This is a genomic window from Pseudescherichia sp., assembly GCF_031979925.1.
Taxonomy (GTDB): Bacteria; Pseudomonadota; Gammaproteobacteria; order Enterobacterales; family Enterobacteriaceae; genus Pseudescherichia.
In genome coordinates this window covers 16,195-31,233 of the sequence record NZ_DALZFB010000012.1, presented here as the reverse complement: position 1 = coordinate 31,233, position 15,039 = coordinate 16,195, and the positions used below count along the sequence as shown (strand labels likewise).

Genomic DNA, 15,039 nt, shown 5'->3' with positions numbered 1-15,039 from the left:
TGCAATAACGGTGCCAGCCAGCAAAAACGACGTTACTGACGATGTCGACGCTGACGAAATGACACCGCCTCCCCTTTAATGTTGTTTAAAATCAATAAATTAAAAAGTGGCACGGAAAGTGCTAAATGGGGTGGTCACAACTAACCGGGTAACCTGAAATGACCATCTGGGAAATTAGCGAAAAAGCTGACTTTATCGCCGAACGCCATCATCGCCTGCAAGAGGAGTGGCAGGCTTACTGCAACTCGCTGGTTCAGGGCATTACGCTCTCTAAAGCTCACCTGCATCACGGCATGCACTGCGCGCCGGAGCGGGATCTCTGCTTTGTCCTGTTCGAACACTTCCTTATCACCGTCACCCTGGCGGACGGCTTTAACAGCCACACCATTCACTATCTGGTGGAGAGCAAAAATGGCGGCGAGCCGCAGCTGATTGCCGAGGCGCAGCTGGCACAGGATGGGCGCATCGATGGCCGGATCAGCAACCGCGACCGTGCTCAGGTGCTGGAGCACTATCTGCAGAAAATTGGTCCGGTTTACAACGGCCTGTACGCGGCCATTCAGCAGGACGAGCCGGTCGATCTTCGTCGGCTTGTCAATCAATCCGCTCAGGCCTCCGTGGCCTGAATGCCTGGCGTGTCGAAGGGTGTCGAAATGACAGACCGTCGGCACGATTTCGTCAAAAATGACCACCTGAGGAGTGTCCGGTGAATCGTTTTGTTATCGCTGACGCCACGCTCTGTATTGGCTGCCACACCTGTGAAGCGGCCTGCTCAGAGACGCACCGCCAGCACGGGCTGCAATCGATGCCCCGCCTGAGCGTGATGCGCAGCGCGAAAGAGTCTGCCCCGCAGCTTTGTCACCACTGTGAGGATGCGCCCTGCGCCGGGGTCTGCCCGGTCAACGCCATCAACCGCGTAGACGGGGCCGTTCAGCTCAATGAGAGCCTGTGCGTGAGCTGCAAGCTGTGCGCTATCGCCTGTCCCTTCGGCGCGATTGAGATGAGCGGCAGCCGCCCGCTGCATATGCCAGCCAACGTTAATTCACCGAAAGCGCCTCCCGCGCCGCCTGCCCCTGCTCGCGTCAGCTCCCTGCTCGACTGGGTGCCCGGGGTACGCGCCGTGGCGGTGAAGTGCGATCTCTGCGATTTCGATGAAGGCGGACCGGCCTGCATTCGTACCTGCCCAACCAATGCGCTGCGGATGGTCAATTCGCTGGATATCGCCCGGGCCAGCAAACGCAAGCGCGAGCTGACCCTCAACGGCGACTATGGCGACCTCTCGCTGCTCAACCTGCAAGGAGGCGCGAAATGAGCGCGTTTATGCTGATCGAGCTGGCCGTCCTGCTGTTTGTTGCGGCAGCAGTGCTGGCGTTGCTTTTTTCGTTTCATCGTGGCCTGAGCGGCCTGCTGGCCGGGGTTGGCGGGGCGGTAGCCTGTGGGATGGTGATCGTCGTTGCCGCCGGGCTGTTGACCGGCAAAACGGCAAGCGGGGAGTATGCGGCGATCTGGCTACATCAGCTGATACGCCTGACGCCGCTCAACGCCGTCTGGCTGCTGGCTATCGCTCTGCCGGGACTGTTTATCAGTCTCTATAACGTGGCGTGGCACCGTCATGGGCAGGTGAAGGCCAACGGCCTGCTGATCAATATGCTGATGGCGGCGGCGGTCTGCACCATCGTTGCCAGCGATCTGCTCACCCTGGTGGTGATGGCAGAGATCATGGCGCTGTGCGGGGCGTTTCTCACCGGCTGCGCGCAGTCCGGCAAGCTGTGGTTTACCCTGGGACGCATCGGGACGCTGCTGCTGGCCGCCGCCTGCTGGCTGCTGTGGCAGCGCTATGGCACGCTGGAGATAAGCACTCTCGCGGTACGCTTCGCTGAGGATGCGCCGGGGACGGCCATCTGGCTGCTCTGGCTGGTGGGCTTCGGCATGCTGGCTGGAATTATTCCTCTGCACGGCTGGGTACCGCTGGCGCATGCCGGGGCCGATGCGCCTGCGGCCGCGCTCTTCTCCGGCGTGGTGATGAAGGTTGGGCTGTTTGGCCTCTTCGTTCTGCCGCTGCTGGCCGGGCAGGCCATGCCGCTGTGGTGGTGCCTCGGTCTGCTGCTGCTTGGGGCGGTGACCGCGTTTGTTGGCGGTCTCTATGCCCTGATGGAGCACAACATCCAGCGCCTGCTGGCGTATCACACCCTGGAGAATATCGGCATCATTCTGCTGGGTCTCGGCGCAGGCCTGACCGGCGTGGCTCTCAACCAGCCCGCGCTGATCGCGCTGGGTCTCATTGGTGGCCTTTATCACCTCATCAACCACAGCCTGTTTAAAACCCTGCTGCTGCTGGGCGCGGGCAGCGTCTGGTTCACCACCGGCCATCGCGACATTGAGAAGCTGGGCGGCATCGGTAAACGGATGCCGGTTATCTCCCTGATGATGCTGGTGGGGCTGATGGCGATGGCCGGACTGCCGCCGCTGAACGGCTTTGCCGGTGAGTGGGTGATCTACCAGGGCTTCTTCGCCTTAAGCGGCAACGACCTCTTTATTGCCCGCCTGCTCGGCCCGCTGTTGGCGGTGGGGCTGGCGATCACCGGCGCGCTGGCGGTGATGTGCATGGCTAAGGTCTACGGCGTCACCTTCCTTGGCGCACCGCGTACCCAGGAGGCCGCAAAGGCTGGCCGTGCACCGTGGCTGATGACCGCCTCGGTCGTCGGACTGGCGGCCTGCTGCCTCGTTGGCGGCGTCGCCTCGCCGTGGCTGCTGCCGCTGCTCTCCGCCGCGGTGCCGTTACCGCTCGTTACTTCAAGCGTGGTCTCGCAGCCAATGATTGCCCTGCTGCTGATCGCCTGCCCGCTGCTGCCGTTCGTCATCATGATGCTGTTCAAAGGTCGCCGTCTGCCGTCGCGCTCGCGCGGTGCAGCCTGGGCGTGCGGCTACGAGCATGAGCCGTCGATGGTTATCACCGCTCACGGCTTCGCGATGCCGGTGAAGGAGGCGTTTGCCCCGGTGCTCGGCCTGCGTAAGCGGTTGAATCCAATCATGCTGATGCCGGTCTGGCAGCGTACCGCCCCGGCGCTGGTTCGCCGCCTGGCGCTGGTGGAGCTGGCGGTGCTGGTGGTCATTGTTATTTCACGAGGAGCCTGAACATGAGCATTCTCTATCCGTTACTTCAGGCGCTGATGCTCTTTGCCTTTGCGCCGCTACTGTCCGGGATAAGCCGCGTGGCCCGCGCCCGTCTGCACAACCGCCGTGGGCCTGGGGTACTACAAGAGTACCGGGATCTGATCAAGCTGCTGGGCCGTCAGAGCGTCGCCCCGGCGGATGCCAGCTGGGTGTTCCGCCTGATGCCGTTTGTGATGATCGGCGTGATGCTAACCATCGCCACCGCGCTGCCGGTGGTGACCGTGGCGTCACCGCTACCGGCGCTGGGGGATCTCATCACCTTAATCTACCTCTTCGCCATTGCCCGCTTCTTCTTTGCGATCGCCGGACTCGATACCGGCAGCCCCTTTACTGGCCTCGGGGCCAGCCGCGAGGCGATGCTCGGTGTGCTGGTGGAGCCAATTCTTCTTCTCGGCCTGTGGGTAGTGGCGCTGGTGGCGGGATCGACCCACATCAGCAGCATGACCGCTACGCTCTGGTTCTGGCCTGCCGGACACACTATTCCGCTGCTGCTGGCACTCTGCGCCTGCGCCTTCGCCACCTTTATCGAGATGGGCAAGCTGCCGTTCGATCTCGCCGAAGCCGAGCAGGAGCTACAGGAGGGCCCGCTGACCGAGTACAGCGGCTACGGCTTTGCCCTGCTGAAGTGGGGCATCAGCCTCAAGCAGCTGATGGTATTGCAGCTGTTTGTCGGCCTCTTCCTGCCGTGGGGTCAGATGGTGACCTTTAGCGCGGGCGGCCTGCTGCTGGCGCTGGCGATCGCCGTCGTCAAGCTGGTGCTGGGCGTGCTGGTGATCGCTCTGTTTGAGAACAGTATGGCGCGGCTGCGCTTCTGCGCGACCTCCCGCGTAACCTGGGCCGGGTTTGGCTTTGCATTTTTAGCGTTCGTCTCCTTGCTGGCGGCGTGATGAAAGAGAGTTTGAACATGTCTGAAGAAAAATTGGGTCAGCACTACCTGGCGGCGCTGCACCAGGCGATTCCCGGCGCGGTGCTGGATGAGGCCTGGCAGACCCGCGATCAGCTGACCATTACCGTGAAGGTGAACGCCCTGCCAGAGGTCGTGGAATATCTCTACTACCAGCAGGGGGGCTGGCTGTCGGTGCTATTTGGCAACGACGAGCGTCAGCTGTGTGGGCGCTATGCCGTCTACTACGTGCTGTCGATGGAGCAGGGCACTAAATGCTGGATCACCGTGCGCGTAGAGGTCGACGCCAACACGCTGGAGTTTCCCTCCGTCACGCCGCGCGTGCCTGCCGCCGTCTGGGGCGAGCGCGAGGTGCGCGATATGTACGGCCTGATCCCGGTTGGCCTGCCGGACGAGCGTCGGCTGGTGCTGCCGGACGACTGGCCGGATGAACTCTATCCGCTGCGTAAAGACAGCATGGATTACCGCCAGCGCCCCGCGCCGACCACCGACAGCGAGACCTACGAGTTTATCAACGAACTTGGCAGCAAAAAGAACAACGTGGTGCCCATCGGCCCGCTGCACGTCACCTCCGACGAGCCGGGCCACTTCCGCCTGTTTGTCGATGGCGAAAACATTATCGACGCCGACTACCGCCTCTTCTACGTCCACCGCGGCATGGAGAAACTGGCAGAGACCCGCATGGGCTACAACGAGGTGACCTTCCTGTCGGATCGCGTCTGCGGCATCTGCGGCTTCGCCCACAGCACCGCCTATACCACCTCGGTGGAGAACGCGATGGGCATTGTGGTGCCGGAGCGCGCCCAGATGATCCGCGCCATTCTGCTGGAGGTGGAGCGTCTGCATAGCCACCTGCTGAACCTCGGCCTGGCCTGCCACTTCGTCGGCTTCGACTCCGGCTTTATGCAGTTTTTCCGTGTGCGTGAGACCTCCATGAAGATGGCGGAGATCCTCACCGGGGCACGTAAAACCTACGGCCTGAACCTGATCGGCGGCATTCGTCGCGACATGCTGAAAGAGGACATGATCCAGACCCGTCAGCTTGCCCGCCAGATGCGTCGCGACGTGCAGGAGCTGGTCGATGTCCTGATGAGCACGCCGAATATCGAGCAGCGCACGGTAGGAATTGGCCGTCTCGATCCGCAGATCGCCCGCGACTTCAGCAACGTCGGCCCGATGGTGCGCGCCAGCGGCCATGCCCGCGATACCCGCGCCGATCACCCCTTTGTCGGCTACGGCCTGCTGCCGGTAGAGGTGCACAGCGAGCAGGGCTGCGACGTTATCTCCCGCCTCAAGGTGCGCATTAACGAGGTGCTCACCGCCCTGAATATGATCGAGTTTGGGCTGGATAACCTGCCCGGCGGCCCGCTGATGGTGGAGGGCTTCACCTATATCCCTAACCGCTTCGCCCTTGGCTTTGCCGAAGCGCCGCGCGGGGATGATATCCACTGGAGCATGACCGGGGATAACCAGAAGCTCTACCGCTGGCGCTGTCGGGCGGCGACCTACGCTAACTGGCCTACCCTGCGCTACATGCTACGCGGAAATACCGTCTCCGACGCACCGCTGATCATCGGCAGCCTCGACCCCTGCTACTCCTGCACCGACCGTATGACGGTGGTGGACGTGCGTAAGAAGAAGAGCAAGGTCGTGCCTTACAAAGAGCTTGAGCGCTACGGCATCGAGCGTAAAAACTCGCCGCTGGAATAAGGAGTCGCCATGTTTACCTTTATCAAAAAAGCGATCAAAACCGGTACGCCGACGGCGTCGTATCCGCTGGCTCCCATCGAGGTGGATAAGCACTTTCGCGGCAAGCCGCAGCACGATCCCCGCCAGTGCATTGGCTGTGCGGCCTGCGTCAACGCCTGCCCCTCTAATGCCCTGTCGGTAGAGACCCTGCTGGCAAGCAGCGAGCAGGCCTGGCAGTTTAACCTCGGGCGCTGCATCTTCTGCGGGCGCTGCGAGGAGGTCTGCCCCACCGCAGCGATTACCCTCTCTCAGGAGTACGAGCTGGCAGTGTGGAAGAAAGAGGATTTTTTACAGCAGTCGCGCTTTGACCTGTGCCACTGCCGCGTCTGCGAGCGGCCCTTTGCCGTGCAGAAAGAGATCGACTACGCCATTGCGCTGCTGGCGCATAACGGCGATAGCCGGGCGGAACATCACCGCGAAGGCTTCGAAACCTGTCCGGCGTGCAAGCGGCAGAAGTGCCTGGTGTCGTCCGATCGCATTGAACTCACTCGCCATATGCAGGAGGCCAGCTGATGAACAACTTACTGGGACCGCGCGATGCCAACGGCATTCCCGTGCCGATGACGGTGGAGGAGTCCATCGCCAGCATGAAGGCGTCGCTGCTGAAAAAGATCAAACGCTCGGCTTACGTCTACCGCGTCGACTGCGGGGGCTGTAACGGCTGCGAAATCGAAATCTTCGCCACCCTGACGCCGCTGTTTGACGCCGAACGCTTCGGTATTAAGGTTGTGCCCTCTCCGCGCCATGCCGACATCCTGCTGTTCACCGGGGCGGTAACCCGGGCGATGCGCTCCCCGGCGCTGCGGGCCTGGAACTCCGCTCCCGATCCAAAAATCTGCATCTCCTACGGGGCGTGCGGCAACAGCGGCGGCATCTTCCACGATCTCTACTGCGTCTGGGGCGGCACCGACAAAATCGTCCCGGTGGATGTCTACATTCCCGGCTGCCCGCCAACGCCCGCCGCGACGCTCTACGGCTTTGCCATGGCGCTGGGTCTGCTGGAGCAGAAAATTCACGCTCGCCTGCCGGGGGAAGAGGATAACCAGCCAGCGGCGCTGCTGCATGAGGATATCGTCCAGCCCCTGCGGGTAAGCGTCGATCGCGAGGCGCGGCGGCTGGCGGGCTACCGCTACGGTCGCGAGATCGCTGACGACTACCTGCGCCTGCGGGCGCTGGGGGAGAACCAGGTCGCACGCTGGCTGGCAGCAGAGGACGATCCGCGTCTGAACGAGATTGTGGCGCACCTTAACGCCGTCGTCGATGAGGCGCGGATCTCATGAGTGAATCCGTGGTCTTCAGCCAGCTGAGCCGAAAGTTTATCGATGAGAACGACGCGACGCCCGCCGAGGCGCAGCAGGTGGTTTACTACAGCCTCGCCATTGGTCACCACTTAGGGGTGATCGACTGTCTGGAGGCGGCGCTGACCTGTCCATGGGACGACTATCTGACGTGGATCGCCACCCTGGAGGAGGGGAGCACCGCCCGTCGCAAAATGGCGGGGGTGCCGAAGTATGGCGAGATCGTTATCGACCATTCGCATATCGCGATGCTGGCAGGCGCCTTTGACCGGGCGCTGGCGATTCAGACCCCGCAGCAGCAGACGTGGAGCCGCGTGCTGCTCAGCATGCTGCATGATATTCATCAGGAGAGCGCCATCTATCTGATGGTGAGGAGAGTTCGTGACTGACGTTTTACTCTGCGTAGGCAACAGCATGATGGGGGACGATGGCGCAGGTCCGTTGCTGGCGGAGATGTGCGCCGCCCGGCAGCCCGGCGCGTGGCGGGTCATCGACGGCGGCAGCGCCCCGGAGAATGACGTGGTGGCGATCCGCGAGCTGCGTCCGGATCGCCTGCTGATCGTTGACGCCACCGACATGGGACTCAACCCCGGCGAGATCCGCATTATCGATCCCGACGATATTGCCGAGCTGTTTATGATGACCACCCACAATATGCCGCTGAACTATCTGGTGGATCAGCTCAAAGAGGATGTAGGTGAGACGATCTTTCTCGGCATTCAGCCGGATATCGTCGGCTTCTACTACCCGATGACCCCGCCGGTAAAAGAGGCGGTAGAGGCGGTCTATCAGCGACTTGAGGGCTGGCAGGGGCAGGGGGGATTTACGGCGCTGTAGTGATAGCGCCCGGTGGCGCTGCGCTTACCGGGCCTACAGGATCGTAGGCCGGTGCAAGCGCAGCGCCGCCCGGCAAAAACCTACTCTAAATCCGCCCCGTTGCTGGCGATCACCTTCTTATACCACCAGAACGACTTCTTGCGGACGCGGTCCAGCGTGCCGTTGCCGCGATCGTCACGATCAACGTAGACAAAACCGTAGCGCTTGCTCATCTCGCCGGTTGAGGCAGCCACCAGATCGATGCAGCCCCAGGAGGTGTAGCCGAGCAGGGGAATGCCGTCTGCCACCGCCTCGCCCATGGCACGGATATGCTCCCGCAGGTAGCTGATGCGGTAGTCGTCGTTAATCTCACCGTTAGCGTCGAACTCGTCCCGCGCCCCCAGCCCGTTCTCCACCAGGAACAGCGGCTTCTGGTAGCGGTCATACATCATGTTCATGGTGATGCGCAGGCCAAGGGGATCGATGCCCCAGCCCCACTCGCTAGCCTCGATCCAAGGGTTTTTCAGCGATTTAACAACGTTGGCCGCGCTGGTGTTGCCCGCGTTCATCTCCGCCGAGGCGCAGCGGGAGGCGTAGTAGCTGAACGACACAAAATCGACGGTGTGCTTGAGGATCTCCTCGTCACCGGGCAGGATCTCAATGGCGATCCCCTTCTCGCGGAACATACGCCCGGTCCACGCCGGGTAGGCCCCGCGCGCCTGAACGTCAATAAAGAACAGGTTTTCGCGATCCTTCTCCAGCGCCGCCCAGACGTCCTCTGGCTTGCAGGAGTAGGGGTAGAAGTTACCGCCCGCCAGCATACAGCCGACCTGGTTGTCTGAATTCACCTCGTGAGCAATTTGGGTGGCCAGCGCGCTGGCGATCAGCTCGTGGTGCGCCGCCTGGTACTTGACCCACTCCGGGTTCTCACCCTCCTCGAACACCAGCCCCGCGCCCGAGTAGGGGCTGTGCAGCATAATGTTAATTTCATTGAAGGTCAGCCAGTACTTCACCAGCCCGTCAAACGCCTCGAAGCAGGTCCGGGCGTAGCGGGTGAAAAACTCCACCATCTTACGGTTACGCCATGAGCCGTACTCGCGCACCAGATGCATCGGCACGTCGAAGTGGCACAGGGTCACCAGCGGCTCAATGTTGTACTTCCGGCACTCCTCAAATACTGCCCGGTAGAAGGCGATCCCTTCAGGGTTAGGCGTCAGCTCGTCGCCGTTGGGATAGAGGCGCGCCCAGGCGATAGAGGTGCGAAACACGGTGAAGCCCATCTCCGCCATCAGGGCAATATCTTCCCGGTAGCGATGATAGAAATCGATCGCCTCGTGGCTGGGGTAGAACTCATCGTCGCGCAGGGAGAAGCGCTTCTCCAGGCCCAGCTTGACCGGCATGCGATTTGCGCCGTGCGGAATGGTATCCACGGTGGTCAGCCCCTTGCCGCCTTCGCGATACGCCCCTTCCGACTGATTGGCGGCCAGTGCGCCGCCCCATAAAAATCCCTCTGGAAATACAGACATAGTTTACCTCTTGTTAAATCAGGCCCGGGCCGCTGCCGCTGGCTTTGCCGCCTGCAACGCGCGTGCTTTGGCTGCCTCATCCTCGACGGGCAGATCCTCGAAGCCCAGCAGCAGGGTCAGCACAAACGACAGCACGACCGCCAGCGCCATCACGGCAAAGACCCAGACAATGCTCATTGGATTAGCGGGGTCGAAGAACTGGACGCTGGTAAAAAGTCCCGGTGCAGCCATCGAGTGGCTGGCAAGCCCGGCGATCCCGGCCACCGCGCCGCAGATAAAGCCGCTGATCAGGCTGGCGACCAGGGGGCGCTTCAGGCGCACCGCCACCCCGTAGAGCGCAGGCTCGGAGATCCCCGCCAGAATAGCCGAGGCCGCCGCCGCCAGCGCCGTCTGGCGCAGCTCCGGGTTTTTGGTTTTCCACGCCACCGCCAGCGACGAGCCGCCCAGCGACAGGTTGGCGCCAATCTCGGACGGCATCACCATGCCCTCTTTGCCGGTCTCGGCGATGGTCTGGATGATAGTCGGGGTAAAGACGCGGTGCATGCCGGTCATTACCAGCAGCGGCCAGAGCGCGCCCATGATCGCCACCGACAGCCAGCCCAGGTAGCTGTGAATGGTGTAGACCAACGCGGAGATGGCGCTACCGATCCAGATCCCGATCGGCCCGATCAGCAGGATGGCGAGCGGGGCGGCGATCAGCACGATCAGCATCGGCTTCAGGAAGTTTTTCGTCACCGCCGGGGTGATGCGATCCACCCAGCGTTCGATCCAGGAGAGGCACCAGGTCATCACCAGCGCCGGGATCACCGTGTAGGTGTACTTCACCGCCGTCACCGGAACCAGGGCGAACTCTACCTGCTGGCCCTGGGCCGCTTTCGCCATCAGCTCGATAAAGCTCGGATGCACCAGCACCCCGGCGATAGCAATCGCCAGCGACATGTTGGTTTTAAACTTCACCGCCGCCGAGGCGGCCACCATCAGCGGCAGGAAGAAGAAGGCCCCGTCGCCAATCACGGTGAGGATCGTCAGCGTGGAGGAGCCTTTCTCCAGCACGCCGGTCATCTCAAGGATCATCGCCAGCAGCTTGACCATCGAGCCACCGATGATCGCCGGGATCAGCGGCGACATGGTGCCGATCAGCGCGTCGAGAATGCCCGCGCCAATGCGCCGCAGGGTCAGCTTTTGCGGCCCGGTGTCTGCCACCGGCTGCATATCGGCCGGCAGCAGGCGCACCACTTCGGCATAGGCCTGCGACACCGTATTACCGATGATCACCTGGCACTGGCTGTCGCTGCGCACCACGCCCATCACGCCGGGGGTGCTTTTCAGCGTGGCGCTGTCGATCTGCGTCTCATCTTTCACCACAAAACGCAGGCGCGTCATGCAATGGGTGACGGCGGCGATATTGTCCGCTCCGCCCAGCGCGGTGACCACGGTCGTCGCCAGCGCGGCATAGTTTTTGGCCATCGGATTTGTATCCTGTTTTAGTAGGGGGTTACGCCTGCACCGCAAAAGGTGAGACGTGATGTAGGAAACCGGTTCCACAAAATCATGCTGAGTTTCATTTTTATATTCAATGGCGGATGTTTAGAACCGTGAAACGGATCACTGAAGATCGCAATGGGTAAAGCCCTGCAAATCCGCCGGTAGTGCAGTAAACTGCGGATATGCTAATGAAAGGAAAGCAATCATGACCACGATGCTGGAGGTAGCGAAGCGGGCAGGGGTATCGAAGGCGACGGTATCCCGCGTGCTGTCAGGCAACGGCTACGTCGGCCAGGAAACGAAGGAGCGCGTATTCAGGGCGATCGAGGAGAGCGGCTACCGGCCTAACCTGCTGGCGCGTAACCTGGCGGCGAAAACCACCCAGACCCTCGGGCTGGTGGTGACCAACACCCTCTACCATGGGGTCTACTTTAGCGAGCTGCTGTTCCATGCGGCGCGGATGACGGAGGATCGCGGTCGTCAGCTGATCCTTGCCGACGGCAAACACAGCGCTGACGAAGAGCGGCAGGCGATCCAGTATCTGCTCGATCTGCGCTGCGATGCGATCGTGATCTACCCGCGCTTTCTCAGCGTCGACGAGATCGACACGATCATCGACGGCCACACTCAGCCCATTATGGTGCTCAACCGGCGGCTGCGTAAAAACAGCAGCCACTGCGTCTACTGCGACCAGAAAAGCACCAGCCTGGCGGCGGTAGAGACGCTGCTGGCCCAGGGGCATCGGGATATCGCCTTCATCACCGGCTCCATTGACTCGCCTACCGGTAACGAGCGTCTCTCCGGCTATAAAGAGGCGCTGGAGCGCCATGGCGTGGCGGTGCGCAACGAGCTGATTGTCGAGGGCAAGTGGACGCCCGCCAGCGGCTCGGCAGGTGTAGCGACGCTGCTGGAGCGCGGGGTGCGCTTCAGCGCGCTGGTAGCCAGCAATGACGACATGGCGATTGGGGCCATTAGCCAGCTGCACAGCAGCGGCATTCCCGTCCCGGAGCAGGTCTCGGTGATTGGCTTCGATGATATTGCCATCGCCCCCTATACCGTCCCGCCGCTGGCCAGCGTCAAAATCCCGGTAACAGAGATGATCAAAGAGACCATCAACCGCCTTATTTTTATGCTTGATGGCGGGGAGTTCACGACCCAGCCACCCTTTACCGGCGAGCTGATCCTGCGCGGCTCCGTTAGCCACGGTCCGCACGTCTGACGTCGACAGCTGTCATCGTCACAAGTGTCGATGACAGTTTTCTCTTGTTTTAAAAACGTTATAAATCAATAGAATAAACTCTGGCACGATTCGTGAATACTCCGGCACACTACCGTTAATGCTGGAGAATTTGATGAACCGTTTCATCATGGCCGACGCCAGTAAATGTATTGGCTGCCGTACCTGTGAAGTTGCCTGCGTGGTTTCCCATCAGGCGCAACACGATTGTGCCTCTTTAACCCCCGACACCTTCCTGCCGCGTATTCACGTTATTAAAGGCGTGAACGTCTCTACCGCAACCCTGTGCCGTCAGTGCGAGGACGCCCCGTGCGCCAACGTCTGCCCCAATGGTGCTATCAGCCGGGATAAGGGCTTCGTTAACGTCATGCAGGAGCGCTGCATTGGGTGCAAAACCTGCGTGGTCGCCTGCCCCTATGGTGCGATGGAAGTCGTTGTGCGCCCGGTGGTCCGCAACAGCGGCGCGGGCCTGAACGTGCGAGCGGAGAAAGCCGAGGCCAACAAGTGCGACCTCTGCCACACCCGCGAAGCCGGTCCCGCCTGCATGGAGGTCTGTCCTACCGAGGCACTGGTCTGCGTCGACAGGGCACGTCTGGAGCAGCTCAGCGCCGAGAAACGCCGCCGCGCGGCCCTCGATACCGCCGCCTCACTTCTCTTTTAACTGAACAGCATTTCAACTTTTAACAGGTCTGTTACTGATGAAAAAAATTACGAGCGTTTGTCCCTACTGCGGCGCAGGCTGCAAACTGAAGCTGGTAGTCGATAACAACAAAATTATTCGTGCCGAAGCGGCGGAAGGCATCACTAACCAGAATCAGCTCTGCCTGAAGGGCTACTACGGCTGGGATTTCCTTAACGATACGAAACTCCTGACGCCGCGCCTGACCCAGCCGATGATCCGCTACCAGAAAGGCGGCAAACTTACGCCCGTAAGCTGGGATGAAGCCATTCGTTACACCGCAAAACGGCTGGGGGAGATCAAGGCCCAATATGGCGGCCGGGCGATCATGACCACCGGCTCCTCGCGCGGTACCGGCAACGAAACCAACTACGTGATGCAGAAGTTTGCCCGCGGCGTGCTGCATACCAACAACGTCGACTGCTGCGCCCGGGTCTGCCACGGCCCGTCGGTAGCGGGCCTGCAGGAGGCGCTCGGCAACGGGGCGATGAGCAACTCCATCGGCGATATTGAACACTCCCGCTGCCTGCTGGTGTTCGGCTACAACTGCGCCGACTCGCATCCGATCGTTGCCCGCCGGGTGATCAAAGCCAAACAGAACGGAGCGAAGATCATCGTCTGCGATCCGCGCCGGATCGAAACCGCGCGCATTGCCGATCAGCATCTGCAGATCAACAACGGCTGCAATATGGCGCTGGTCAACGCTTTTGGCTATGTGCTGCTGGAGGAGGAGCTGTACGACAGGGAGTACGTGGCCAGCTTTACCAGCGGCCTCGATGCCTATCGTGAGGTGGTTAAAGACTATGCGCCCGAGGCGGTTGAGCACCTGACCGGGGTCAGCGCCCAGCAGATCCGCCAGGCAATGCGCACCTACGCGGCAGCACCGTCGGCCACCATCATGTGGGGCATGGGCGTCACCCAGTTCGGCCAGGCGGTGGACGTGGTGAAAGGGCTGGCGAGCCTGGCGCTGCTCACCGGCAATCTGGGCCGGGAGCATGTCGGCGTCGGGCCGGTGCGCGGGCAGAACAACGTCCAGGGGGCGTGCGATATGGGGGTGATCCCCAACCAGTTCCCTGGCTACCAGGACGTGGTGGATCCGGCGGTGCGGGAGAAATTCGCCAGGGCTTGGGGAATCAACGCTGCGGATATGGACGACCAGGTCGGGGTGCGTATTACCGAAGTGCCGCACCTAGCGCTGGAGGGCAAGGTCAAAGCCTACTACATCATGGGTGAGGATCCGCTGCAGACCGAAGCCGACCTGGGCCTGGTGCGCAAGGGCTTCGAGGCCCTCGACTTCGTGGTGGTGCAGGATATCTTTATGACCAAAACCGCCGAGCAGGCGGATGTTCTGCTGCCCGCAACCTCATGGGGCGAGCACGGGGGCGTCTTTACCTGCGCCGATCGTGGCTTCCAGCGCTTCGAGAAGGCGGTGGAGGCGCAGTACAACGTCAAACGCGACTGGGAGATCATCAGCCTGATCGCCACCGAGATGGGCTACCCGATGCACTACGACAGCAACCAGCAGATCTGGGATGAGCTGCGCGAGCTGTGCCCGCTCTTCTACGGCGTCACCTATGAGAAGATGGGCGATATGGGGCACGTGCAGTGGCCCTGTCCAACCCTGGATCATCCGGGTACGCCTTACCTCTACCAGGGCAACAGGTTCGATACCCCGGACGGCAAAGGGCACCTGTTTGCGGCGCAATGGCGCGCGCCCGCTGAAGTGCCGGACGCCGACTTCCCGCTGGTGCTCTGCACCGTGCGTGAGGTGGGGCACTACTCCTGCCGTTCGATGACCGGCAACTGCGCGGCGCTGCAAACTCTCGCCGACGAGCCGGGCTTTGTGCAGATCAACCCGGACGATGCGCAGGCGCTGGGCATTCATGACCGGCAGCTGGTGTGGGTCGAGTCCCGGCGCGGAAAGGTGATCAGCCGTGCCGACGTGAACAAGCGCATTAATCGCGGTAGCGTCTACATGACCTATCAGTGGTGGATTGGAGCCTGCAACGAGCTCACTCAGGACAACCTTGATCCGATCTCCAAAACGCCGGAGACCAAGTACTGCGCGGTGAAGGTCAGTGCCATTGCCGATCAGCCCTGGGCAGAAAACTATACCCAGACCAGCTATCAGGCGATGAAAACCCGCCTGCGCGACGCGGCGGTGTAGGGGC

At 61.6% G+C, this 15,039-nt stretch carries 14 protein-coding genes; 12 read left to right on the top strand and 2 right to left on the bottom strand.

Features of this window, described 5'->3' with window-relative positions:
* Positions 1 to 158: 158 nt before the first annotated feature.
* From hycA to hycI, 9 genes are all read left to right on the top strand, one after another.
* On the top strand, positions 159 to 626 hold the full coding sequence (gene hycA, locus RTM13_RS17305) for a formate hydrogenlyase regulator HycA (protein ID WP_312213633.1): 468 nt from the start codon (positions 159 to 161) through the stop codon (positions 624 to 626).
* A gap of 80 nt (positions 627 to 706) precedes the next feature.
* Positions 707 to 1,312: a 4Fe-4S dicluster domain-containing protein gene (locus RTM13_RS17300; RefSeq protein WP_312213631.1), complete on the top strand. Its 606-nt coding sequence runs from the start codon at positions 707 to 709 to the stop codon at positions 1,310 to 1,312.
* Entirely contained in the window at positions 1,309 to 3,135 is a 1,827-nt protein-coding gene (gene hycC, locus RTM13_RS17295) for a formate hydrogenlyase subunit 3 (protein ID WP_312213629.1), read from the top strand. Before RTM13_RS17300 ends, hycC begins: the two co-directional genes overlap by 4 nt.
* A 2-nt stretch (positions 3,136 to 3,137) precedes the next feature.
* Positions 3,138 to 4,061, top strand: a complete 924-nt coding sequence (locus tag RTM13_RS17290; RefSeq protein ID WP_312213627.1) for a respiratory chain complex I subunit 1 family protein — start codon at positions 3,138 to 3,140, stop codon at positions 4,059 to 4,061.
* Positions 4,062 to 4,078: 17 nt separating this feature from the next.
* A complete protein-coding gene (locus RTM13_RS17285; protein WP_312213625.1) occupies positions 4,079 to 5,788 on the top strand; it encodes a hydrogenase large subunit in 1,710 nt (569 codons plus the stop codon).
* Positions 5,789 to 5,797: 9 nt separating this feature from the next.
* Positions 5,798 to 6,340 (top strand): formate hydrogenlyase complex iron-sulfur subunit, encoded by a 543-nt coding sequence (locus tag RTM13_RS17280; protein WP_312213623.1) that lies wholly within the window; start codon positions 5,798 to 5,800, stop codon positions 6,338 to 6,340.
* Positions 6,340 to 7,107: an NADH-quinone oxidoreductase subunit B family protein gene (locus tag RTM13_RS17275; RefSeq protein ID WP_312213621.1), complete on the top strand. Its 768-nt coding sequence runs from the start codon at positions 6,340 to 6,342 to the stop codon at positions 7,105 to 7,107. The genes RTM13_RS17280 and RTM13_RS17275 overlap by 1 nt, the downstream gene beginning before the upstream one ends.
* Positions 7,104 to 7,514 (top strand): formate hydrogenlyase maturation HycH family protein, encoded by a 411-nt coding sequence (locus RTM13_RS17270; protein WP_312213620.1) that lies wholly within the window; start codon positions 7,104 to 7,106, stop codon positions 7,512 to 7,514. Before RTM13_RS17275 ends, RTM13_RS17270 begins: the two co-directional genes overlap by 4 nt.
* The gene (gene hycI / locus RTM13_RS17265) at positions 7,507 to 7,962 is read left to right on the top strand and encodes a hydrogenase maturation peptidase HycI (protein WP_312213618.1); all 456 of its coding nucleotides are present in this window, start codon (positions 7,507 to 7,509) and stop codon (positions 7,960 to 7,962) included. Before RTM13_RS17270 ends, hycI begins: the two co-directional genes overlap by 8 nt.
* Before the next feature lie 80 nt (positions 7,963 to 8,042).
* Here the strand turns inward: hycI and RTM13_RS17260 are convergent, their stop codons facing one another.
* Together RTM13_RS17260 and ascF are read right to left on the bottom strand one after the other, a co-directional pair.
* Positions 8,043 to 9,467 (bottom strand): 6-phospho-beta-glucosidase, encoded by a 1,425-nt coding sequence (locus tag RTM13_RS17260; RefSeq protein WP_312213616.1) that lies wholly within the window; start codon positions 9,465 to 9,467, stop codon positions 8,043 to 8,045.
* 18 nt (positions 9,468 to 9,485) lie between these two features.
* A complete protein-coding gene (gene ascF / locus RTM13_RS17255; protein WP_312213614.1) occupies positions 9,486 to 10,934 on the bottom strand; it encodes a PTS cellobiose/arbutin/salicin transporter subunit IIBC in 1,449 nt (482 codons plus the stop codon).
* Positions 10,935 to 11,157: 223 nt separating this feature from the next.
* Between ascF and RTM13_RS17250 the strand changes: the two genes are divergently transcribed.
* The 3 genes from RTM13_RS17250 (at position 11,158) to fdhF (ending at position 15,035) form a co-directional block, all read left to right on the top strand.
* Positions 11,158 to 12,171, top strand: coding sequence for a LacI family DNA-binding transcriptional regulator (locus RTM13_RS17250; RefSeq protein ID WP_312213612.1), 1,014 nt, complete (start codon positions 11,158 to 11,160; stop codon positions 12,169 to 12,171).
* A gap of 133 nt (positions 12,172 to 12,304) precedes the next feature.
* Positions 12,305 to 12,850 (top strand): electron transport protein HydN, encoded by a 546-nt coding sequence (gene hydN, locus RTM13_RS17245; RefSeq protein ID WP_312213610.1) that lies wholly within the window; start codon positions 12,305 to 12,307, stop codon positions 12,848 to 12,850.
* Positions 12,851 to 12,887: 37 nt separating this feature from the next.
* Positions 12,888 to 15,035 (top strand): formate dehydrogenase subunit alpha, encoded by a 2,148-nt coding sequence (gene fdhF, locus RTM13_RS17240; protein WP_312213608.1) that lies wholly within the window; start codon positions 12,888 to 12,890, stop codon positions 15,033 to 15,035.
* Positions 15,036 to 15,039 lie beyond the last annotated feature (4 nt).

What these genes read in the sequence shown, in the direction of transcription:
- hydN (WP_312213610.1), top strand. Translation starts at nt 12,305, where the DNA reads ATGAACCGTTTCATCATGGCCGACGCCAGTAAATGTATTGGCTGCCGT.
- RTM13_RS17260 (WP_312213616.1), bottom strand. Translation starts at nt 9,467, where the DNA reads ATGTCTGTATTTCCAGAGGGATTTTTATGGGGCGGCGCACTGGCCGCC.
- ascF (WP_312213614.1), bottom strand. Translation starts at nt 10,934, where the DNA reads ATGGCCAAAAACTATGCCGCGCTGGCGACGACCGTGGTCACCGCGCTG.
- RTM13_RS17280 (WP_312213623.1), top strand. Translation starts at nt 5,798, where the DNA reads ATGTTTACCTTTATCAAAAAAGCGATCAAAACCGGTACGCCGACGGCG.
- fdhF (WP_312213608.1), top strand. Translation starts at nt 12,888, where the DNA reads ATGAAAAAAATTACGAGCGTTTGTCCCTACTGCGGCGCAGGCTGCAAA.
- RTM13_RS17285 (WP_312213625.1), top strand. Translation starts at nt 4,079, where the DNA reads ATGTCTGAAGAAAAATTGGGTCAGCACTACCTGGCGGCGCTGCACCAG.
- hycC (WP_312213629.1), top strand. Translation starts at nt 1,309, where the DNA reads ATGAGCGCGTTTATGCTGATCGAGCTGGCCGTCCTGCTGTTTGTTGCG.
- RTM13_RS17290 (WP_312213627.1), top strand. Translation starts at nt 3,138, where the DNA reads ATGAGCATTCTCTATCCGTTACTTCAGGCGCTGATGCTCTTTGCCTTT.
- RTM13_RS17250 (WP_312213612.1), top strand. Translation starts at nt 11,158, where the DNA reads ATGACCACGATGCTGGAGGTAGCGAAGCGGGCAGGGGTATCGAAGGCG.
- RTM13_RS17270 (WP_312213620.1), top strand. Translation starts at nt 7,104, where the DNA reads ATGAGTGAATCCGTGGTCTTCAGCCAGCTGAGCCGAAAGTTTATCGAT.
- hycA (WP_312213633.1), top strand. Translation starts at nt 159, where the DNA reads ATGACCATCTGGGAAATTAGCGAAAAAGCTGACTTTATCGCCGAACGC.
- RTM13_RS17275 (WP_312213621.1), top strand. Translation starts at nt 6,340, where the DNA reads ATGAACAACTTACTGGGACCGCGCGATGCCAACGGCATTCCCGTGCCG.